The following is a 19,976-nucleotide window of genomic DNA, read 5'->3' as shown; positions in this document are numbered from 1 at the left end:
CCGTGGGACTGCTGACTCCGGTCGCGGTGCGTATCGGGGCGATCGAATGGTTGCCCCGATACCTGCCGTACATCGTGAAGATCGACGTGCTGATCCACTTCCTGACTCGTGGACGGTACGGGCTGCTCCGCATCGCGGGGCTGCCGGGGATCACGATGACGATTCCCGGACGCAAGTCGGGGAAGCCGCACAGCACGCACGTGCTGACCGCACCGGACGGTGACGACTGGATCGTCGCCGGGTCGTTCTTCGGCGGGCCCAAGACGCCGGCGTGGGTGTTCAATCTGCGTGCCGCCGACACCATGACCGTCGCGGTGAACGGTGTCGAGACACCGATGCGACCGATCGAGCTGACCGGCGACGACCGCGCCGCCGGCTGGCAGACGCTGCTGGGCGTCTGGCCCAACTTCACCGTCTACGAGCGCCGGACGTCGCGCACGATCCCGGTGTTCAGGCTGACGCCCGTCGCATAGGAGTTGCCGGAGGGAGCCGACTGAGCGGCCCGCTCAGTCGAACAGGTCCGGCTGCGAACGAATGATCTCGTTCCACAGCGGGCGGAGCTGGAACCAGCCGGCGAACGGGTGACCGATCTGGCTGCGGACCAGCGTCGCGGTGTCGTGGTCGATGTGCTTCGGCGTGCCCGCCGCCATCGCCGACAGTTGCGCCTGGCACGACCGCTCCATGGTGATGAACCACCACGCCGCCTCGGGCACAGTCTGGCCGACGGTCAGGAGTCCGTGGTTCTGCAGGATGACGGCCTTCGCATCGCCGAGCGCGACGCCGATCCGACGGCCCTCCTCGGTGTCGCTGACGACGCCGACATAGTCGGTATACAGACCGTGGTCCTCGTAGAACGCGCACGCGTCCTGGGTGATCGGATCCAGTCGGATGCCGAGGCTCGAGAACGACTTGCCGTACACCGAGTGCGAATGGGCGGCGGCGACGGTGTCGGGCCGTGCCTTGTGGACCTCGGCGTGGATACAGAACGCGGCGCGGTTGACCGGGAGAACTCCTTCCACGACGTTGCCCTCGTGGTCGACGCGGATGAGATCGGAGACGTGGATCTGGTTGAAGCTGACGCCGAACGGGTTCACCCAGAAGGTGTCGGTGAACTCCGGGTCGCGGGCGGTGATGTGGCCGGCGACGCCCTCGGCGAAGCCGAGCCTGCCGAACAGGCGGAACGCACCCGCCAGCTCCTGCTTGCGGAGGAGCCGCTCGTCGTCGATCGACAGATCCTGCGGGCGGAAGGGCATGGCGGCGAGTTGCTCGGCGGTGCCGAGAGCGAGTTCGCCGGCGGATGCGTCGATGGTCATGCGATCTCCAGACAAGTCGATGAGGTGTCTCTTGATACTCTCTCGCCGAGCCGAGCAGGGGACGAGAACAGGCCGGGACCGATCACGTGATCGATCCCGGCCTGCTGGTCCGGTGCGCCCGGTGGCGTCGTCTACTGTCCCTTGAAGTTCGGCGGGCGCTTCTCGAAGACCGCCGTGATGGCCTCGGTGAGGTCGTTGCTGGGCAGGAACGCGGCGTTCCAGGCGGCGACGTAGCGCAGGCTGTCGTCGACCCGCGCGCTGCGGCTGTGGTCCAGCACGTCCTTGAAGCCCTGCACGACGAGAGGTGCGTTGCCCGCGATCTCGGCGGCGATGGCGTGCGCTGCTTCGAGGGCGGCGTCCTTGTCGTCGTAGACGTCGCTGACGAGGCCGATCTTCTCGGCGCGGGCGGCGTCGATGTCCTTGCCGGTCAGGGCGAGCTCGCGGGTGTGGCCCTCACCGATGATGAGCGGCAGGCGGGCGAGCGAGCCCATGTCGGCGACGATCGCGACCTTCACCTCGCGGACGCTGAACTTGGCGTCGGCGCTGGCGACACGGATGTCCGCGGCGCTGATGAGGTCGACGGCGCCGCCGATGCACCAGCCGGAGATCGCGGCGACGACGGGCTTGCGGCAGTCGGCGACCGCGTTGACGGCACCCTGCATGCTCTTGATCATGCTGTGGAACTCGGTGCGCGGGCCCGCCTTCGCGTCGGGCGCCAGGACCTTGCCGAAGTCGCCCATCATCGCGGGGAGGTCGAGGCCGAAGGAGAAGTTCTTGCCGGAACCGGTCAGCACCACGGCGCGGACGTCGGGGTCGGCGTCGAGGGCGTTGAACAGCGGTGCCGACTCGCTCCAGAAGTCGGGTCCCTGGGCGTTGCCCTTGCTCGGGCCGATGAGGGTCACCTCGGCGACGTGGTCGGCCACCGTCACGGTGAACGCCTTGTACGGGTGGGTGCGGTACGCGGGAGCGTCTGCGCCGGTCACAGCGGCGTCGGTGTTGTCCTGAGTCACGTCGACGATGCTACCCGGAAGGGGTTACTGACGAGTAACCCGTCTGTGGTCGTGACGCTCAGTCGCGGCGCAGGAGGGGGAGGAGCTGCGCGGTCTTCTCCGCGGTCCATCCCTCCGGGGTGAGTATCTGCGCCCACGCCTGCGGAATCTCGCGCAGGTAGTTGTGCCCGTGGCCGTCGGGGACGTCGACCGAGACCGCCATGTCGGCCGCCACCTGGAGGAAGGTGACGAACGGGATCCAACGGACCGAGTCCAGCACGTCCGCGCCGCGGCCCTCGCGCAGCCAGTCGGGCTTGTTCAGGATCAACTCGGGGTTCCACCACGTGATCGGATCCGACGCGTGCTGCAGATAGACGACGCGGCCGCGATCCCACGGTCTACCCGCAGGGCGGTCGAGATCCTTCGCGGTGTTGATGAACCGGACCTGATCGCCGTCCTCGAAGATCGGCAGGACCTCGGGAGAGCCGCTGTCGCGACCGCCGGTGGTGTCGGCCCACATCTGATTGCTGAACGTGGGACCGGTGAGGAGGGCGCCGTCGGTGCGGGCGCTCATCGTCGCGACGGAACCGAACGGGGCCTCGGCACCGAACGACCCGAGGCTCTCGCCGAACACGACGATCTTGGGGCGCTGGGCTTCGGGGATCTTGCGGACCATCCGGTCGACCGCCTCGAACAGGGCGCGACCGGCGGTCCGGGCGCGTTCCTGGTCCACCAGGAACGACAGCCAACTCGGCAGCATCGAGTACTGCATCGACACCATCGCGGTGTCGCCGTTGTACATGTATTCGAGGGAGTCGAGGTTGGCCTGATTGACCCACCCGGTCCCGGTGGACCCGGCGATGCCGATCACCTTGCGCTGCAGACCGCCGGTCCGGACCAGTTCGCGCGCGGCGAGCTCGGCGCTCTGCTGGATCGTGTCGGCCGACTTCAGGCCGGCGTAGACGCGGATCGGTTCCTTCGCAGGCACACCGTTGAACGTCTCCAGATCGCTGACCGACGGCCCGACGGACACGAACGTGCGTCCCAGCCTGCCGAGGCTCGCCCAGCTGACCAGCGACTCGGACCCGCCGGAGCGGAGCACCGATGTCGGCGGTGCGCTGTCCGGGTTCGTCTCGTCATTCGCCGCGGCGAACGTGTTGTTCAGGGCCCGCATCCCATAGTCGGCGACGACACCGTTGAGGATCAACACGCTGACCACCACGACGACGGTCGCGGCGACGAGGCCGGCGATCCGCGGCGGAACGCGCCGACTCAGCTTCCGGGCCAGCATTCGCACCAGGGCACCCCACGCCTGTCCGACCCCGACCAGGATCGCGAAGACGACCACCGCCACCGCGATGATGATCGGGTACGCGGAACCGTCGAGCCGGTCGACGCCCATCAAGTCGCGCAGTTCGTCCTGCCAGCGGTGATACCAGTACAGCATCACCGCGGTACCGATCACGAAGACGATCCCGAGGCCGATCCACCACGGACGACCCGGGGTGCGCCACCGTTCCTTCCGAGAGACGAGGTACCGGGCGAGCCACGTCCCGAACGCGCCGAGGGCATAGCCGAGCGCGGCGGTCGCGGCACTGACCAGACCCTGGAACAGCGGACCGCGGGGGAGTAGCGACGGCGTCGCCGCCAACCACAGCATGACGGTGCCGAGCACCAGACCCGCGTACGAGAGTCGTCCGCAGTACGCCGAGACCAGGTTCCGCAGGCGGTCGAGCGATCCGGCGCTGCGCGCGTCGTCGTCCCGAGCTGTCTCGGGGTGGGTCGGCGCGTCGTCAGTCATCGTGGGCCTATCGCTGTCGGGAGGGAACCCTCACTGTAAACCGCGACCACGCACCGCATCTGCGTGCTTCTGCTGTGTCAGGATGGAATCGTGAATGCGATCCCGGATCCGCTGTCCATCGACGACGTGCACCTCACGCTTCCGGTCGCCGATCGCGCCGAGGCGGCCCGCCTCTACGACCTCCTGCTCGGCGCCGGAACCGACGACCGCTGGGCCGCCGCCAACGGGTCGGTGGCGTTGGCCGACGGCGATCAACCGCTGACCGTCGATCTCCGGGTGGCCGACGTCGGTGCGGCGACCGCGCTCCTTCGACGCCGCGGCCTGAACCTCGACGAGCAGACCGAAGTCGCGGCCCTGAGCGACTTCTCGCCGCTGCGCATCACCGGGCTCGGCGGCCGCGTCGCCGGAGGCCGGATGATCGACCACGTCGTCCTGACGGTCGGTGACGCCGACCGCGCAATCGCCCTCTTCGGCGGGCGACTCGGTGTCAACCTGCGCCTGGTCCGCGACCTGGGCAAGGGCGTCTCGCAACTGTTCTTCCGCACGCGGTCGGCGGTTCTCGAAGTGGTCGCCGGGGGAGGCTCCCCGACCGACGGCATCGGCCTGATGGGCATCGCCTGGCGCAGCGACGACATCGTCGCCGAGCAGCGACGCCTGGTCGACGCGGGCCTGAACGTCAGCGAGGTCCGCACAGGTCGGAAGGCCGGGACGCGGGTCTGCACCGTCCGACAGCCCGAACTGGGCACCTCGACCCTGCTGATCCAGCAGTAGCCGTTCACCCGGCATCCCATCACCCACGAGAGGCGTCACCATGGCAGCACAACTGAACCCGTACCTCATGCTCGGCGACACCGCGCGCCCGGCGTTGGAGTTCTACCGCGGCGTGCTCGGTGGAGAGCTGACGTTCCGGACTTACGCCGACATGCCGGGCACTCCGCCGGAGAGCGCCGACCGCATCCTGCACGGCTCCCTCGTCACCACCCACGGTCTGGTGATCATGGCGGCGGACTCCCCGGAAGGCGTCGACGCGCCGCGCGGCCAGAACATCGCCGTGTCGATCAACGGTCCCGACGCGGACACCACGCAGGCGTGGTGGGACGGGCTCTCCGACGGTGCGACCGTCGAAGCCCCGTTCACGATGGCGCCGTGGGGCCACCGCTTCGGCATGTTCATCGACAGGTTCGGCATCCGCTGGATGGTCAGCGACGGCGAGTAGTCCGGCTCAGCGGGCGGCGGCGAGAAAGGGTGCGCTCGTCGTCTGCGCGCTGCTCGACGGCGGCACGAACAGGCCGCGCTCGGTGAGATGCGGGATCACTCCCTCGCCGAACCAGTACAGCTCCTCGAGGTGCGGGTAGCCGGAGAAGATGAACTCGTCGATACCGAGGGCCGCGTACTCCGCGATCCGGTCGGCGACCTCGCGATGGCTGCCGACCAGCGCGGTGCCCGCGCCGCCGCGCACCAGCCCGACGCCCGCCCACAGGTTCGGCGCCACCTCCAGCGCTCGCGGGTCGCGCCACGAGCCGTCGCTCCGATGAGCCGCGTGCAGGTCGCGCATCGATGCCTGCCCGGTCGACTCGCTGCGCGCGAGACCGGCCTGCGCCGCGCGGACGGTGTCCTCGTCGAGCGCGCCCAGCAACCGTCCGGCCTCGCGCCACGCGTCGTCGGAGGTGTCGCGGCTGATGGTGTGCAATCGGATGCCGAACCGCACGGTCCGGCCCTCTCGCTCGGCGAGCCTGCGGATCCACTCGATCTTGGCGGCGACCGCGGCGGGCGGCTCACCCCACGTCAGGTAGACGTCGCTGTGGCGGGCCGCCACCGGGCCGGCCTCGGGCGAGGATCCGCCGAAGTAGATCGGGATCTCCGGGGCCGGCAGGGTGGCGAGTGCCGCGTCGTCGACGCGGAGGTGATCGCCGTCGAGGGAGACGCGCTCGCCGCTCCACAACCGACGGACCACGCTCAGGAACTCGTCGGCGCGCGCATAACGCGCCGGCTTGTCGAGGAAGTCGCCGTACGCGCGCTGCTCGTGCGACTCGCCTCCGGTCACGACGTTCAGCAGGAGTCGTCCCGGCGCATGCCTGCTGAAGGTGGCCGCCATCTGGGCGGCGAGCGTCGGACTCACCAGCCCGGGGCGCAGCGCCACCAGGAACCCGAGCCGTTCGGTCTCGCGCGCGACCATCGCCGTGGTCAGCCAGGCGTCCTCGCACCACGCGCCGGTCGGTGTCAGTGCGGCGGTGAAGCCGAAGTCCTCGGCGGCACGGGCGATGGACGCCAGGTAGCCGATCGACGCCCGACGGTCGCCGTGCGCCGCGCCCTTCGGGATGCCGTGGCCGCCGCCGACGATGAAGCGGGAGTCGCCATAGGTGGGCAGGAACCAGTGCAGCTTCAGCGAGCCGGACTGCGGGGTCATGTCGAATGTCTCCTTGAATCAGATGTTGCCGTGGACCGGCGGTGCGGTGCGGGTCAACGCCCACCGGCCGAGGTGGGCGAGCTTCCATCGCTCGGGGTCGTGCAGGGTGTGGGTGCGGGCGTCGCGCCAGTACCGCGACAGGTTCGACGACGCGGCCGCCGCGCGGGTCCCGCCGAGGTCGAACAGGGCCTCGCCGACGCGGCGGGCGGCACGCCCGGCGGCGACCTTCGCCGCGGCCGTCGCCAGTGACGCCTCGGCGACCAGGTCGGCGGGTTCGCCCGCGGCCTCCGCGGCCTCGATCGCGGCGACGGCCGCGTCGAGGAGGGCTCGCGCGGTTCGGACGGTCAGCTCCAGTTCACCGGCGACGCCGAGGAGGAGCGGATCGTCGACCGCCCGCTCCGTCCCGGCCTCGAACCACGGCCGTGCGCGTTGTGCGAGCTCGGCCCCGGCGGCCAGCGCCCCGGTAGCGACGCCCACGTCGATGGCGGCATGCAGGATCTGGGCCCGCGCCCCGTAGGTGGTCGGACGGGCGAAGAGGGCGTCGAAGTCGACCACCCGGTGCGATTCGACGGCGACGTCGTCGAAGGTGACGGTGCCCGACGCGGTGGTCCGCTGTCCGACGGCGTCCCAGTCGTCGGCGATCGTGATGCCGGAAGCATCGGCGGGCAGATAGACCAGGACGCGGCCGGCCGGTCCGACGGCGCGGACCGCGAGGAGATCGGCGAGGACCGAGCCCGTGCAGTAGTACTTGGCGCCCGTCAACCGCAGACCGTCCGGCCCGGCGACCACGGCGGTGGCGTCGTCGAGCACGGTGGCGCCGCCCCGTTCGGTCTGGGCGTTGGCGAGCCGATCTCCGCGCAACACCCGGCCGAACACCTCCCGGGCCAGGTCCGGGGGCCCGACGCGCCGCAGCGCGTCGAGGAAGACGAAGTGGCTCTGCGGAATCTGGGCCAGGCTCGGGTCGACGGCGGCGATCTCCGCGGTGATCGTCACCGCCGCCCCGATGCCCAGTCCGCGACCGCCGTGGTCGGCGGGAACAGTGATCGCGAGCAGACCGGCCTCCGACAGCGCATCCAGTTCGGCGCGGGGAAGCACCCGGTCGCGGTCGCGATCAGATGCCGAGGCCGCGATGTCGGGCACGATCCGGGACAGCGCGTCGCGGAGGGCCGCACTGTTCTCCGGAGCGGCCGGTCGGAGGACGGAGGTCATGGTCTGGGACTCGCTTTCACTGGTTGAGGGGTGCGGATCAGCTGTAGAGCGTGAACTGCGGGGCGCGACGATTCAGGGTCCAGTCGCCGACTTCGCGCGCCTTGTACGCCACCGGATCGTGGACGGTGTGCGTCCACAGGTTGCGCCAGTGACGGTCGAAGCCGTGCTCGGTGGTGGTGGCGCGGGCGCCCTGGATCTCGAAGAGGCGGGAGGCCACGTCCAGCGAGACCTTGGTCGTCACGTACTTGGCCTCGGCGATCGCGACGGCCGCCTCGGCCCGCTGGTCGGCGGTCAGCGCGGGGCCGATGTCGAGGGCGTGCTGCAGGGCGTCACCGGCCCGGTCGGCGAGCAGGGCCGCGGCCCGGACCTCCGACTGCAGTTGGCCGATCAGTTCGAGGATGTACGGATCGTCGGTCGCCGCATCCAGACCCGAGGTCTCCCAGGGCGATGCGTGCAGGCGGGTCCAGTCCAGCGCCTCCTCCAGCGCGCCCTCCGCGGTGCCGATGTAGAAGTTGACGAAGGCCAGCTGCCAGTGCGGCGTGACCAGTGTCTGGTAGGCGTTCGGGACTCGGCCGGTGAGCGGATCGTCGCCGAGGATCTCGTCACGCTCGATCCGGGCGTCGTCGAAGACGACGCCGCCGGAGTCGGTGAGTCGCTGACCGATGTTGTCCCAGTCGCCGAGTGGAGTGAAGCCTTCCCGGCGTGCCGGAATCGAGAGGAAGACCAGATCCCCGTCGAGTGCCGCCGTGATGGAGAGTTGATCGGCGACGCTCGCACCGGACGCGAAGGTGCGGCGCCCGCTGAGACGGAAGCCCGAGCCCTCCCGGGTCAGCTCGAGACCCGACGCACCGCGCGGATTCTGCACGCCGCCCCAGAACGTCTTGAAATGAGCGTTGCGGCGCGAGAGGGCGTCAGCCTGCTCGGGCGTCCCGAACAGGTGGGGGATCCGCTGCTGCGCGTAGTGGTAGCCGAGAAGGTGCGCGATGGAGGTGTCGCCGCGCGCGATCCGCCGGGTCAGCTGCTGAGACTGCGCGTAGTTCAGTCCGGAGCCGCCGTACGCTACGGGCTCGCCGACCTGGAGCAGGTCGGCCTCGCGGAGCAGTTCGATCTCGGCGATCGGCGCCTTGTTGGCGCGGTCGCGCTCGGCGGCCGTCGCACGGAGCTCTGCCGCGACGATGTCGGCGCGCCGCAGCGCGTCCTCGAACTGGGTCGCGGTGTCGGCGGTGGATTCGGTGATGGTCATGAGAGGTCCTTTGACTCTTCGACGTGGATGTCGGTGGATGAGGGCGTGGGTGTCAGCCGGCGGTGAGGACGCCGTGGCGGGCGAGTTCGGATTCCAGGCGGCCGCTGACGGCGAGGTCGTTCTCCAGATCGCGGATGATCGGCAGGATCTTCTCGCCGAAGTAGACGACGTCCTCGTGGTAGTGCAGCAAGCCGAGGAGCAGCAGGTTCACGCCGCGGGTCTTGTACGCGACGATCCGCTCGGCGATCTGCTCGGGCGTGCCGATCAGACCGGTGCGGAAGCCGTCGTTGTACTGGACGAGGTCGGCGAACTCCGAGTCCTGCCACATCCCCTTGCCGTCGGACGTCGACGAGCCGGCCTGCTTGACGGCGGCACCGAACCCGTCGACGGCCTCGCGGTCGGCCTTGTCGACGATCTCGCGGAGGACGTCGCGCGCCTCCGTCTCGGTGTCCCGGCCGATGAGGAACCCGTTGAGACCGAACTTGACGGTCCGGTCGTGCAGCGCGGCCTCGGTCAGCACGTCGCTGACCTGTTCGGTGATCCCGTCGAAGTCCTTGCCGTTGCTGAAGTACCAGTCGGACACGCGACCGGCCATCGCGCGGGCGGCCGTCGAGTTGCCGCCCTGGAAGATCTCGGGATGCGGGCGACCGGGGACGTCGAGCGGTTTGGGCTTCAGATCGAAGTCGTGGAGGCGGTAGAAGTCGCCCGCCAGCTCGGCGTGGTCGTCGGTCCAGAGGCGGCGCAGGTAGGTGATGAACTCCTCGGCGCGCCGGTAGCGTTCGTCGTGCTCCAGCCACGGCTCGCCGAGTTTGGTGAACTCGTCCTTGAACCAGCCCGACACCACGTTCACCGCGGCACGACCGCCCGACAGGTGATCGGCGGTCGCGAGGAACTTCGCGAGGACGCCGGGATGCCACAGTCCGGGATGGACGGCGGCGATCACCTTGAGCCGTTCGGTCGCCAGAAGGAGCGCCAGCGAGAAGCTGGTGGACTCGTGCTGGTAGGCGGCGCCGTACGACGCGGTGTAGCGGACCTGACTGAGCGCGTAGTCGAAGCCGTTGTTCTCGGCGAGCTGCGCGAGCACGCGGTTGTAGTCGTAGCCCCAGTCGGTGCGCTGCTCGATCTTCGAGACGACGAGAGCGCCGGAGACGTTGGGGACCCAGTAGGCGAACTGGAGGGGTTGGGCGGCGGCGTGGAGCTGCCGTTCGGAACGGTTTTCGGGCATGACGAATAGACCTCCGCTGAAGGGAAGTAGAAGGGGTGGGGAACGGCCGAGCGGCCGGGACTGCCGACGTGGGTCGGTCAGCGACATCGAGTGGGCGAACACATCTGCATCAGCACGGAACCCAGTCTGCTGGCACGGGTGCGCACCGACAACCGTTCGAATCAGGATGGGTGCAACACCCGACGGGTACTGTGATCGCCATGAGGGAGATGCCGATGTTTCCGCTCGGGGCGGTGCTCCTCCCGGGTGAGCAGCTGCCCCTGCGGATCTTCGAACCCCGTTATGCGGCAATGGTTCCCGACGTCGAAGCCGCGGGCGGACAGTTCGGCACCGTGCTGATCGAGCGCGGGTCGGAAGTCGGTGGCGGCGACGTCCGCGCGATGGTCGGGACCGTCGCGCAGATCGCCCGGATCACCCAGGCCGGGCCGGGCCGGTACTCCCTCCTGTGCAACGGGATCTCGCGAATCACGGTTCACGAATGGCTTCCCGACGATCCGTATCCGCGGGCGATGGTCGACGACCTCGTCGATGCGGTCGGCGAGGAGATCGACTGGACCGTCCTGCTGGAGCGGCGAGCTCAACTGCGCCTCCTGTGCGGGCAGGGCGGCCGCCGCGACCCGCAGCTCAAGTGGATCGCCTCCCAACTGACCAAACCGGTCTCATACGAGACCGACGACCCGGTCGAGGCGTCGTTCCGCGCCGCCTCCGACCTCCCGCTGGGGCCGGCCGACCGGCACAGCGTCCTGTCCGCTCCCGACGCGGCGACCCGCGTCGAGGTGATCGAGACGGCGCTCGACGACCTGATCGCGGCGCTGCGGTTCCGATTGAAGGGATGAGCATGAGCAACGTGGAGGCCGAACCGGCCGAGATGGAATGCGGGGGAGACCCCGTCGACGGCGTCGAGGTGATCGAGCCGCGCCTGGTCCCACTCGGCGGCGTGCGCGCGATGCAGGTGAACCGGACCCTTCCGACGCGGGACCGCTCGATGGTCGGTGCGTGGTGCTTCGCCGACCACTACGGTCCCGAACCGGTCTCTCAGTCCGGCGGCATGCAGGTGATCCCGCACCCGCACACCGGATTGCAGACCGTCAGCTGGCTCTTCGAAGGCGAGATCGAGCATCGTGACAGTGCGGGCGTCGAGGCGATGGTGCTGCCCGGCGAGATGAACCTCATGTCCGCGGGATACGGGATCAGCCACTCCGAGATCTCCACCGAGCGCGTCGAGATGCTCCACGGTGTCCAGCTGTGGGTGGCACTGCCCGATGCGGTGCGCGACGGCCACAACGGCTTCCAGCATTACGCGCCACCCGCTGTCGACCTCACCGACGGTTCGGGTGCCCCAGCGGGAACCATGAAGGTGTTCGCGGGCACCCTCGGCGGGTCCACCGCCGACATCACCACCGCTACGCCGCTGCTGGGCGCGGAACTCCTCATCGATCCGAGCGCCACGGCGGTCGTCGACGTCGATACGACCTTCGAGCACGGCGTCCTCCTCGACACCGAGGCGCTGACCGTGAACGGTGTGGCGATCGGCCGCGCGTCGTTGGCCTACGTCGGTCCCGGTGCCACGCGGCTGGAACTGGCGAACCCGACCGACGCGGTCGCCCGCGTGGTCTTGCTGGGCGGGGCGCCGTTCGACGAGGACATCATCATGTGGTGGAACTTCGTCGGACGCGACCATGACGAGATCGTCGGGTACCGCGAGGAATGGCAGGCGCGTGGCGAGCGTTTCGGAACAGTAGGCGGGTGGGGAGCCGACGAATGGATCCCCGCCCCGCCACTACCCAACAGTCGGTTGAAGCCGCGCAAGCGGCGCTGACCCTGAGAAAGGACGAGAATGACCGAGGCAGACCGTACTTCCGTTGTCCGCAACGACGCGGAGGGACGCTACGACATCTTCGTGAACGACGAGCTGGCCGGCTTCACCGTGTTCATCGACCGGGGTCCGCAGCGGATCTTCCCGCACACCGAGCTCGACGACCGCTTCGCCGGCCGCGGCCTCAGCTCGATCCTGGTGCACGACGCTCTCGAGGACACCCGGGCCGCGGGACAGCGGGTGGTCGCAGTGTGCCCGTTGGTGGCGCGTTACGTGAGCAAGCACGACGAAGTGTCCGACATCGTCGACCCGGTGACCCCGGAGATCCTCGACTTCCTGAAGTCGCACTGATCCCGAGGGTGATCAAGTAAAACGCCCTGGGCGTCGAGGTTCGCACAGGGTTGAAGTCTGTGCGTTCTTCGACGCTCAGGGCGTTTCTCACTTGCCCACGTGAATGTGGCGGACCGACTAGTCGGCAGCGGGGGCGTCGACGGTCGTCGACTCCTTCGACTCGCCGAGCTTGGCGATCATGCCCGCGACGTCGATGCCGGTGGCGCCCTGAATCACCTCCATGGTGCTGACGAGGCTGGATCCCGCGCCCTTGGCGATGGGGCTGACGGAGTCGCCGACCAGCGTGATGTTCGCGTCGGCCAGCGGCGCCGAGGCGGCCTTGACGATGTCGGGGAGCTTGCTCAGAACCAGCTCGAGCTGACCGACGTTGTCGAGCTTGCCGAGGGCCTCGGCGCGCTTCTCGAGGGCGTCGGCTTCAGCTTCACCGGTGATCCGGATGCCCTCGGCCTTGGCTGCGGCCTCGGCGATGATCTCGGCCTTGCGTGCCTCGGCGCGCTGCTGAGCGGCGTACAGCTCGGCCTCGGCGGGGCGACGGACCTCGGCGTCGAGCTCGGTGTCGCGCAGGCGCGCCTTCTGCTCGGCGACCTCGTTGTCCTTCTCCACCTGGATGCGACGGCGCTCGGCCTCGACCAGCGGCCGGACGGCGTCGGCCTCGGCGGCGGCACGGTCGGTGGCCTGGCGTGCGGCCTCCCGCTCGATGTCCAGCTCACGCTGCTGCTGGATGACGGCCTGCTCGTTCGCGATGCGGCTCTCCTCGGCCACGCGGTGCGCCTCGGCGCGCGACTTGGCGGCGATGGCCGCCTGGTCGGAGCGCTCACGGGCGGCGAGGTCGGAGAAGTACTGGCCGTCCGAGTCCTGGACGTCGTTGATGGAGAAACTGTCGAGCACGAGACCCTGGTTGCCCAGGATCTCCTTGATCGACTGAGCGACCTGGTCCACCAGCTGCTGGCGGTCCACGAGGATGCTCTTGGCCGTCATGGTGCCGACGATCGAGCGGAGTTCACCGGACAGCTGCTCGGTGACCAGTGCCTTGACGCGCATCAGGTCGTCGCCGAAACGCGGGCCGGCCTTCAGGATGGCCTCCGGGGTGTCGCCGACCTTCACGATGGCCACGCCGCGGACCTTCAACTCGATGCCGTCGTTGGCGGGGGTCGAGGTGTCCAGATCGGCCTTGACCGACGAGAGCTGGACGCGGGTCGCGCGCTGCACGACGGGCAGCACGAACGTGCCGGTACCGCGGTACACCTTGCCCTGGTGTCCCTTGCCGGTGCCGGTGACGATGAACGCTTCTTCGGCTCCCGGCACGCGGTAGCGCGACAGCAACAGGATGACGAGGAGGACGAGCAGGACCACGATGGCCACTACTGCGCCGAAAATGGCTCCCATGGGTGATGGGTTCCTTTCATTCGTTCGGCTCGCGGGCGAGCCGGGTGGAAAAGTGCGGGACGGTCATCAGGCGGGTTCGGTATAGCGGACGACGACGTAGCTGTCGCGTCCGTCCATCTTCTCCACGACGACCGCGGAGGCGTTGTGTTCGAGGGTTTCGTCGGCGGTGATCGTCAGCTGTTGCGCGCCGAGAGCGGTGGCGACCTCGCCGAGTCCGAACCGGCCCGGGGAGACCGGTTCGACGACGCGGACCATCGACCCGATGTAGTCGAGCGTCGGCAGCTCCTCCTCGGAGCCCACCAGGTAGCCCAGGACCACCACGGCGACGAGGGAGAGCCCGACTCCGGTCGCGAGCCCGACGAGCAGTGCCAGCCAGGTGGGGGTGTCGGTGAACTGCATCAGCCCGCCTCCGAGGAGACCGAAGCCGGTGGCGAACGGCGTGACGAGCGACAGCAGGCCGACGCCGCCGTCGCCCAGGTCGAAGTCGAAGTCGCCGAAGTCCAGCCCGAATAAGGACAGCAGGGTGAGAGCGAGTCCCACACCGCCGATGATCAGCAGGATGATGCCAAGCACGCATACCCCCGTAGCAGTCGTTGTCCAACCAGTGTCCCACACGGGGCAGATGTGATCATTCGGACGTCGGACGCCCTGTGCCGCAGGGGATGCGCGCGGTCAGAGGAAGACGAGCATCAGTCCGACGCCGATGAACAGCACGCCGAAGAAGATGTTGAGGCGCCGCTGTCCGCGGGGCGTTCCGGTGACGCGACGGAAGGTCCGGCCGACCAGCGCGAAGAACAACCACATGATGATCAGATCGACGACGACGATGGTCGCGCCGATCTCGGTGTACTGCAGGGCGACGGCGCCATCGGATCGGACGAAACCCGGGATGAAGGCGACGAGGAAGACGATGGCCTTCGGGTTGAGGAGGTTCACCCAGACGCCCCGCGTGAACATCGACCACGCGCCGTCGTCGATCGCGGCGGTCTGCTCCCCGTCGGCTGCGGTGGGTTTCGCGCGGATCTGCTTCACGCCGAGATAGACCAGGTAGGCGGCGCCGACATTGCGGATCACCGCGAAGGCGGTGGGGGAGTTGGTGACGACGAGGCCGAGTCCGAGGGCCACGATGACGAGTTGGATCAGCAGGGCCAACTGCTGGCCGAGGATGCCCCAGATGGCTCGGCGGAAGCCGACGTTGAGGGCGTTGTTCATCGTGTTGATGGCACCCGCGCCCGGGGTGAGACTGATCAGCAGGCAGGCGCCGAGGAGGGCGGCCCAGGTGGACGCGGTCATGCGAGCTGCTGGATCGCCTGGAACGCCGAGGCGACGACGATCGCGTTGAAGAAGAAGGCGACGACGCTGTGCGAGAGCACGGCGCGCCGGGCCGGGCGGGTGAGGACCTCGATGTCCGAGGCCGCGAAGCTGGTTCCGATGGTGAAGGAGAAGTAGATCATCTCCGGGTAATCGGGATCGTCTTCGCCGGGAACGTCGAACGGCGGTCGGTCGGGGGCGGCCCTGTCGATCAGCGTCATGTACACGTTGACGAAACTCGTGTTCAGCAGCCCCCAGGCGATGACGATGCCCGCGACGCCGACGACGCGGAGGCCGCTCGGATCGGCGCCCTCGACCACCAGGTTTCGACCGACGAGTGAGACGAGGGCGGCGTTCACTCCGGCGAGGCTGGCGGCGAACGGCATCAGGCCCGACATCCAGCGGAAGAAGCCGGTGCGCGTGTCGGCGGTGCCGCGAATGGTCATCCGACGGCTGAGCATCAACGCCGCCACCATGTACGTCGCCGCTGCGACCTCCCAGACGATCATCAGCGTCATCGAACGCGTCAGCACGCTGACCAGCGAGAGAACGACGAGTGCGGAGTCTGCGACAGTCGCTGAGTACCCGGCCAGTCGTGCTGCCGGGCTCACGGTGTGGGGCATGGAGACAAGCGTACGGGGTGGGCTCCATCGCGCTGTCGCGTGCACCGGGCGCCTGTTGACCCATACCCCCTATGGGTATAATTTGACCGCATGGAGAACATGAACCAGGGCACGACGCACGACTCGTCGGTCACGATGCACGGGCACCACGACCCACATTCCGGACACCACGGCTCGCATCCCGATCACGGTGAGCAGATCCCGCACGGAGAGCACGCCGGACACCCGGAGCACGCCGGACGCGAGGGGCACTCCGGACACGAGGGCCATGCCGATCACGGCGGTCACGGCGGCGACCACGTCGCGATGTTCCGGCGCCTCTTCCAGACGATGACCGTGATCGCGGTGCCCGTCGTCGCCTTCGATCCGATGTTCGCGGACCTCCTCGGCTACGAGGTTCCCGGATGGGCGCGGTGGATCGCGCCCGTGCTCGGCACCGTGGTCTACGTTTGGGGCGGTCGCCCGTTCCTGACCGGTGCCGTCGATGAGATCCGCAGCCGGAAGCCCGGAATGATGCTCCTCATCGGCCTCGCGATCACCGTCGCCTTCGTGTCGTCGTGGGGATCGGCACTCGGTGTGCTGAGTCACGAGCTGAGCTTCTGGTGGGAGCTCGCGCTGCTGGTCGTGATCATGCTGCTCGGACACTGGATCGAGATGGCCTCCCTCGCGCAGACCACGTCGGCGCTCGACTCGCTCGCGGCGCTGCTCTCCGACGAGGCCGAGGTGGTCGACGGCGATCAGGTCCGGCGCGTCTCGCCGGACGCCCTGGCGCTTGGCGACGTCGTCCTCATCCGCCCCGGCGGATCGATCCCGGCCGATGGAACAGTGGTGGAGGGCTCGGCGAACCTCGACGAGTCGATGGTGACGGGGGAGTCGCGCACCGTCGCCCGCACGGTCGGCGACTCGGTGGTCGCCGGAACGGTGGCGACCGACTCCGGGCTGCGTGTGCGGGTCACCGCGGTCGGCGACCAGACCGCCCTCGCGGGCATCGCGCGACTGGTCGCCGACGCACAGGCGTCATCGTCCAAGACGCAGCGCCTCGCCGACCGTGCGGCGGGCTGGCTGTTCTGGTTCGCTGCGGGCTCCGCAGCGCTGACCGCGATCAGCTGGCTGGCCCTCGGGATGCCCGACACCGCCGTGGTCCGAGTCATCACCGTGCTCGTGATCGCCTGCCCCCACGCCCTGGGTCTGGCGATCCCGCTCGTCGTGTCGATCGCGACCGAACGAGCCGCCCGCAGCGGCGTGCTCGTGAAGGATCGCCTGGCACTGGAGCAGATGCGCACCGTCGACACCGTCCTGTTCGACAAGACCGGCACCCTGACCAAGGGCGCGCCGACGGTCGTCGAGGTGGAGCCCGCGGGTCCGTACACCGCAGACGAGGTCCTTGCCCTCGCGGCCGCTGCCGAGTCCGACAGCGAGCACCCGCTGGCGACGGCGATCGTCGCTGCCGCGTCCCACCGCGGCCTGACCGTCGCTCGCGCCGCGGACTTCTCCTCGGAGCCGGCGACCGGCGTGGTCGCGACCGTCGACGGCCGTCGCGTCGAGGTCGGTGGGCCGCGCATGCTGACTGTTCACGACGCCGCGGAGCTCCCGGTGGCCGACCGCTGGCGCACGGAGGGGGCGATCATCCTCCACGTCGTGGTCGACGGCGCCGTGGCCGGAGCGGTGAAGCTGGCCGACGACATCCGCCCCGAATCGCGGGATGCGGTCGACGCGCTGCACAGGCTGGGCGTCCAGGTCGTCATGATCACCGGCGACGCCCGGGCGGTGGCCGAGACCGTCGCCGCCGAACTCGGCGTGGACCGCGTGTACGCGGAGGTCCGGCCCGAGGACAAGGCTGGAACCGTCGCCGCGCTCCAGGCGGAGGGACGCGTGGTCGCGATGGTCGGCGACGGTGTCAACGACGCCCCCGCGCTCGCGGGTGCCGATGTCGGCATCGCGATCGGTGCGGGCACCGACGTCGCGATCGCGTCCGCCGGGGTGGTCCTGGCGAGCTCCGATCCGCGTTCGGTGCTGTCGGTGATCGAACTGTCGCGTGCTGGCTACCGGAAGATGCAGCAGAACCTCTGGTGGGCCGCCGGCTACAACCTGGTGTCGGTCCCGCTCGCGGCCGGGGTGCTGGCACCGATCGGTTTCGTGATGCCGATGAGCGTCGGCGCGATCCTGATGTCGGCGTCGACGATCGTCGTGGCGCTCAACTCGCAACTGTTGCGTCGGCTCGATCTGGATCCGGCGAGCAGCGCGGCACGCATCCTCCGCTAGCGTCCTGCACCAGACCGGCGACACTCGTCCGGGGCTGTCGATCAGCCCCGGACGAAGTCGTCCCAGTTGGTCGACAGGTATTCGAGGAAGGCGGGGCCGATCGATTCCGCCCGCATGTGTGCGGCGGTGACCGGCTGCGGGACGGAGGCGAATCCAGGATCGGCGACGACTCGCGAGGCGAAGTCGTGGTGCAGGATCCCGCCCGTCCCGATCAGCACGAAGTCGACACCGGAATCCAAGCACTCGTGCACCTGGGCGGCGCTCAGGATCTTGCCCGCCACCCCCAGTCGCGTCTCACCGCGCGGCAGATCGACGAAGTGGTCGATCATCCGGCGACCGTGATGCTCGGGCTCGTGGGGCTGCTTGAACGCGTCCCACAGTGACATGTCGAGGTAGTCGAGTCGTCCGGAGGCCAGCATCTGGGCGGCGAGCTCGCGGCCGTCGGACAGGGGGATGCCGTACCGCTCGGGGGACAGACGCAGACCCAGTTGGAAGTTCGGGCCCGTCGCCGCGCGGACCGCGTCCACCACCTCGTGGACGATCCGGAAGCGGTTGTCGGCGCTGCCACCGTACTTGTCGGTCCGGTCGTTGCTGCGGGCGTCGAGGAACTGGCAGAGCAGGTAGCCGTGCGCACCGTGGATCTCGGCGCCGTCGAAGCCCGCCGACTCGGCGAGCACCGCGGCCGCCGCGAAGTCCGCCACCACGGACTCGACCTCCGCCGTCGTCATCGCGACCGCGTTCTTCGACGGATCCGTCCACGGTGCGGCACGACGGGGCGTGAAGTGTCCGTCTCCGCGTCGACCGCCGTGCTGCAGCTGGATCGACGACACCGTCCCCGTCGCGCGCAGCCCGCTCGCCAGGCGTGCGAGACCCGCCAGGTGGGCACTGCTGCCGACACCGAGCTGCCCGTCGAAGGTGTGCCCCTCCTCCGAGATCCAGGCGGCGCACGTCATCACCATGCCGAAGCCGCCCTGTGCGCGCCGGGTCAGCCACGCGTACTCGTCGTCGGAGAGCGTGCCGTCGGCGTTGCTCTGCAGATTGGTCAGCGGCGCCAGCGCCATCCGGTTGGGCCACGACGGGCCGTGTGTCAGGTGCAGCGGGGAAGCGGGAGAGGTCACCGAACCAGTCTAGTGTCGAGGTGTGATCCTCCCGTCTGTCCGCGACCTGCGCCTCGTCACCGTCCGGCGCGGTGGAACGCTCACCGACGACGACCATCGCCTGCTGGCGCTGTGGTCCGCGACGTGCGCCGAGCACGTCCTGCCGCTGTTCGAGGCCGAACGGCCCGACGACCAGCGGCCGCGCGAGGCGATTGAGGCGATCCGTCGCTGGACGCGCGGTGACCTCGGGATGATGGCGTCGCGCGCCGCGGGCGGTCATGCGATGGGTGCCGCCCGCGATCTGTCGGGCGCGCCGAGATTCGCCGCGTACGCAGCAGGTCAGGCGGGTGCCGTCGCCCACGTCGCCGCCCACGACCTGGGTGCCGCGGCGTATGCGATCAAGGCCGTCGTCGCGTCGGTGCCCGCGGTCGACGCCGAGGACGCGCGATCCCGGGAGTGCGCTTGGCAGCGCGACCGGCTCCCCGAGTCGATCCGTGCCCTGGTGCTGGATGATCAGCGGGCGCGGAACTCGATCTGCTGGCAGATGTTCAGCGAATGACGGTTCGCAGCGGTCACGCGTAGCCGGGCACGAAGTCGAGGCGCGTTCCCTGTCGTTGCGCCTCCTTGCGGAAGTCCGTCAGGGCCTGCTTCATGTGGAAGCCGTTGGTCACGATCACCGCGCCGGATGCTCCGAGTCCCTTGAGCATCGCGACGGTGCGCTGGGCGTTCTGGACCGTCGACATCGCAGTGGGCTCCTCGATCACCTTGAAGGGGGTGACGCCCCGGTTGGCGAGTTGCAGATGCATGAACGCGGACTCGGGGATCGGGAGCCACCAGCTGTTGCCGCCGGTCACGATGACCCGGTTGACGGATGGGTGCGTGCCAGCGCCGCGGTTCTGTCGAGTCGCTGCGAGAGGATGGCGGGCGGCCGGACTTCTCCATC

At 69.2% G+C, this 19,976-nt stretch carries 21 protein-coding genes; 8 read left to right on the top strand and 13 right to left on the bottom strand.

Annotated elements, in window-relative coordinates; genetic code table 11:
* Positions 1 to 2 precede the first annotated feature (2 nt).
* Positions 3 to 473 carry a nitroreductase family deazaflavin-dependent oxidoreductase gene (locus tag ACH46_RS11140; protein ID WP_062392954.1) on the top strand — a complete coding sequence of 157 codons (471 nt, stop codon included), beginning with the start codon at positions 3 to 5 and terminating at the stop codon, positions 471 to 473.
* Between the two features lie 33 nt (positions 474 to 506).
* Here ACH46_RS11140 and ACH46_RS11135 read toward each other — a convergent pair whose 3' ends face one another.
* The 3 genes from ACH46_RS11135 to ACH46_RS11125 form a co-directional block, all read right to left on the bottom strand.
* Positions 507 to 1,253 (bottom strand): class II aldolase/adducin family protein, encoded by a 747-nt coding sequence (locus ACH46_RS11135; protein ID WP_417935299.1) that lies wholly within the window; start codon positions 1,251 to 1,253, stop codon positions 507 to 509.
* Positions 1,254 to 1,444: 191 nt separating this feature from the next.
* Positions 1,445 to 2,296, bottom strand: coding sequence for a crotonase/enoyl-CoA hydratase family protein (locus tag ACH46_RS11130; RefSeq protein ID WP_062395275.1), 852 nt, complete (start codon positions 2,294 to 2,296; stop codon positions 1,445 to 1,447).
* Positions 2,297 to 2,381: 85 nt separating this feature from the next.
* On the bottom strand, positions 2,382 to 4,103 hold the full coding sequence (locus ACH46_RS11125) for an alpha/beta hydrolase (RefSeq protein WP_062392952.1): 1,722 nt from the start codon (positions 4,101 to 4,103) through the stop codon (positions 2,382 to 2,384).
* Between the two features lie 90 nt (positions 4,104 to 4,193).
* On the opposite strand from ACH46_RS11125, the gene ACH46_RS11120 reads away from it, so the two are divergent.
* A complete protein-coding gene (locus tag ACH46_RS11120; RefSeq protein WP_226995587.1) occupies positions 4,194 to 4,874 on the top strand; it encodes a VOC family protein in 681 nt (226 codons plus the stop codon).
* Positions 4,875 to 4,914: 40 nt separating this feature from the next.
* Positions 4,915 to 5,319, top strand: coding sequence for a VOC family protein (locus tag ACH46_RS11115; RefSeq protein ID WP_062392951.1), 405 nt, complete (start codon positions 4,915 to 4,917; stop codon positions 5,317 to 5,319).
* 6 nt (positions 5,320 to 5,325) lie between these two features.
* Here the strand turns inward: ACH46_RS11115 and ACH46_RS11110 are convergent, their stop codons facing one another.
* The 4 genes from ACH46_RS11110 to sfnG are packed head-to-tail and all read right to left on the bottom strand — an operon-like array spanning position 5,326 to position 10,187.
* Positions 5,326 to 6,510: an LLM class flavin-dependent oxidoreductase gene (locus tag ACH46_RS11110; RefSeq protein ID WP_062392950.1), complete on the bottom strand. Its 1,185-nt coding sequence runs from the start codon at positions 6,508 to 6,510 to the stop codon at positions 5,326 to 5,328.
* 18 nt (positions 6,511 to 6,528) lie between these two features.
* Complete coding sequence (locus ACH46_RS11105) at positions 6,529 to 7,719, bottom strand: acyl-CoA dehydrogenase family protein (RefSeq protein ID WP_062392949.1); 1,191 nt, start codon at positions 7,717 to 7,719, stop codon at positions 6,529 to 6,531.
* Between the two features lie 37 nt (positions 7,720 to 7,756).
* Complete coding sequence (locus tag ACH46_RS11100; protein ID WP_062392948.1) at positions 7,757 to 8,962, bottom strand: acyl-CoA dehydrogenase family protein; 1,206 nt, start codon at positions 8,960 to 8,962, stop codon at positions 7,757 to 7,759.
* Positions 8,963 to 9,014: 52 nt separating this feature from the next.
* Complete coding sequence (gene sfnG / locus ACH46_RS11095; RefSeq protein ID WP_062392947.1) at positions 9,015 to 10,187, bottom strand: dimethylsulfone monooxygenase SfnG; 1,173 nt, start codon at positions 10,185 to 10,187, stop codon at positions 9,015 to 9,017.
* A gap of 200 nt (positions 10,188 to 10,387) precedes the next feature.
* Between sfnG and ACH46_RS11090 the strand changes: the two genes are divergently transcribed.
* The 3 genes from ACH46_RS11090 to ACH46_RS11080 are packed head-to-tail and all read left to right on the top strand — an operon-like array spanning position 10,388 to position 12,354.
* Positions 10,388 to 11,023 carry an LON peptidase substrate-binding domain-containing protein gene (locus ACH46_RS11090; RefSeq protein WP_226995586.1) on the top strand — a complete coding sequence of 212 codons (636 nt, stop codon included), beginning with the start codon at positions 10,388 to 10,390 and terminating at the stop codon, positions 11,021 to 11,023.
* Positions 11,024 to 11,025: 2 nt separating this feature from the next.
* Positions 11,026 to 12,006: a pirin family protein gene (locus ACH46_RS11085; RefSeq protein WP_062392946.1), complete on the top strand. Its 981-nt coding sequence runs from the start codon at positions 11,026 to 11,028 to the stop codon at positions 12,004 to 12,006.
* 18 nt (positions 12,007 to 12,024) lie between these two features.
* Positions 12,025 to 12,354, top strand: a complete 330-nt coding sequence (locus ACH46_RS11080; protein ID WP_062392945.1) for a GNAT family N-acetyltransferase — start codon at positions 12,025 to 12,027, stop codon at positions 12,352 to 12,354.
* 117 nt (positions 12,355 to 12,471) lie between these two features.
* Here the strand turns inward: ACH46_RS11080 and ACH46_RS11075 are convergent, their stop codons facing one another.
* The 4 genes from ACH46_RS11075 to ACH46_RS11060 all read right to left on the bottom strand — a co-directional run bounded on the left by ACH46_RS11075 (position 12,472) and on the right by ACH46_RS11060 (position 15,674).
* Complete coding sequence (locus ACH46_RS11075; protein WP_062392944.1) at positions 12,472 to 13,740, bottom strand: flotillin family protein; 1,269 nt, start codon at positions 13,738 to 13,740, stop codon at positions 12,472 to 12,474.
* A gap of 66 nt (positions 13,741 to 13,806) precedes the next feature.
* Entirely contained in the window at positions 13,807 to 14,313 is a 507-nt protein-coding gene (locus ACH46_RS11070; RefSeq protein WP_062392943.1) for a hypothetical protein, read from the bottom strand.
* A gap of 99 nt (positions 14,314 to 14,412) precedes the next feature.
* Complete coding sequence (locus ACH46_RS11065; RefSeq protein WP_062392942.1) at positions 14,413 to 15,033, bottom strand: LysE family transporter; 621 nt, start codon at positions 15,031 to 15,033, stop codon at positions 14,413 to 14,415.
* Positions 15,030 to 15,674 carry a DUF1345 domain-containing protein gene (locus ACH46_RS11060; protein WP_062392941.1) on the bottom strand — a complete coding sequence of 215 codons (645 nt, stop codon included), beginning with the start codon at positions 15,672 to 15,674 and terminating at the stop codon, positions 15,030 to 15,032. The genes ACH46_RS11065 and ACH46_RS11060 overlap by 4 nt, the downstream gene beginning before the upstream one ends.
* A gap of 90 nt (positions 15,675 to 15,764) precedes the next feature.
* Between ACH46_RS11060 and ACH46_RS11055 the strand changes: the two genes are divergently transcribed.
* A complete protein-coding gene (locus ACH46_RS11055) occupies positions 15,765 to 17,936 on the top strand; it encodes a heavy metal translocating P-type ATPase (RefSeq protein ID WP_417935244.1) in 2,172 nt (723 codons plus the stop codon).
* A 41-nt stretch (positions 17,937 to 17,977) separates the two neighbouring features.
* On the opposite strand, the gene ACH46_RS11050 is transcribed toward ACH46_RS11055, so the two are convergent.
* On the bottom strand, positions 17,978 to 19,054 hold the full coding sequence (locus ACH46_RS11050; protein ID WP_062392940.1) for an NADH:flavin oxidoreductase: 1,077 nt from the start codon (positions 19,052 to 19,054) through the stop codon (positions 17,978 to 17,980).
* Positions 19,055 to 19,076: 22 nt separating this feature from the next.
* Between ACH46_RS11050 and ACH46_RS11045 the strand changes: the two genes are divergently transcribed.
* Positions 19,077 to 19,592, top strand: a complete 516-nt coding sequence (locus ACH46_RS11045; protein ID WP_062392939.1) for a putative immunity protein — start codon at positions 19,077 to 19,079, stop codon at positions 19,590 to 19,592.
* Between the two features lie 13 nt (positions 19,593 to 19,605).
* Here ACH46_RS11045 and ACH46_RS20830 read toward each other — a convergent pair whose 3' ends face one another.
* On the bottom strand, positions 19,606 to 19,887 hold the full coding sequence (locus ACH46_RS20830; protein WP_062392938.1) for a YdcF family protein: 282 nt from the start codon (positions 19,885 to 19,887) through the stop codon (positions 19,606 to 19,608).
* Between the last annotated feature and the right edge of the window lie 89 nt (positions 19,888 to 19,976).

The sequence above is a fragment of the Gordonia phthalatica genome (genome assembly GCF_001305675.1).
In the GTDB taxonomy this organism is placed as follows: Bacteria; Actinomycetota; Actinomycetes; order Mycobacteriales; family Mycobacteriaceae; genus Gordonia; species Gordonia phthalatica.
Note: the sequence above shows the minus strand (reverse complement) of the source record. Positions and strands in the feature narration are given on the sequence as shown.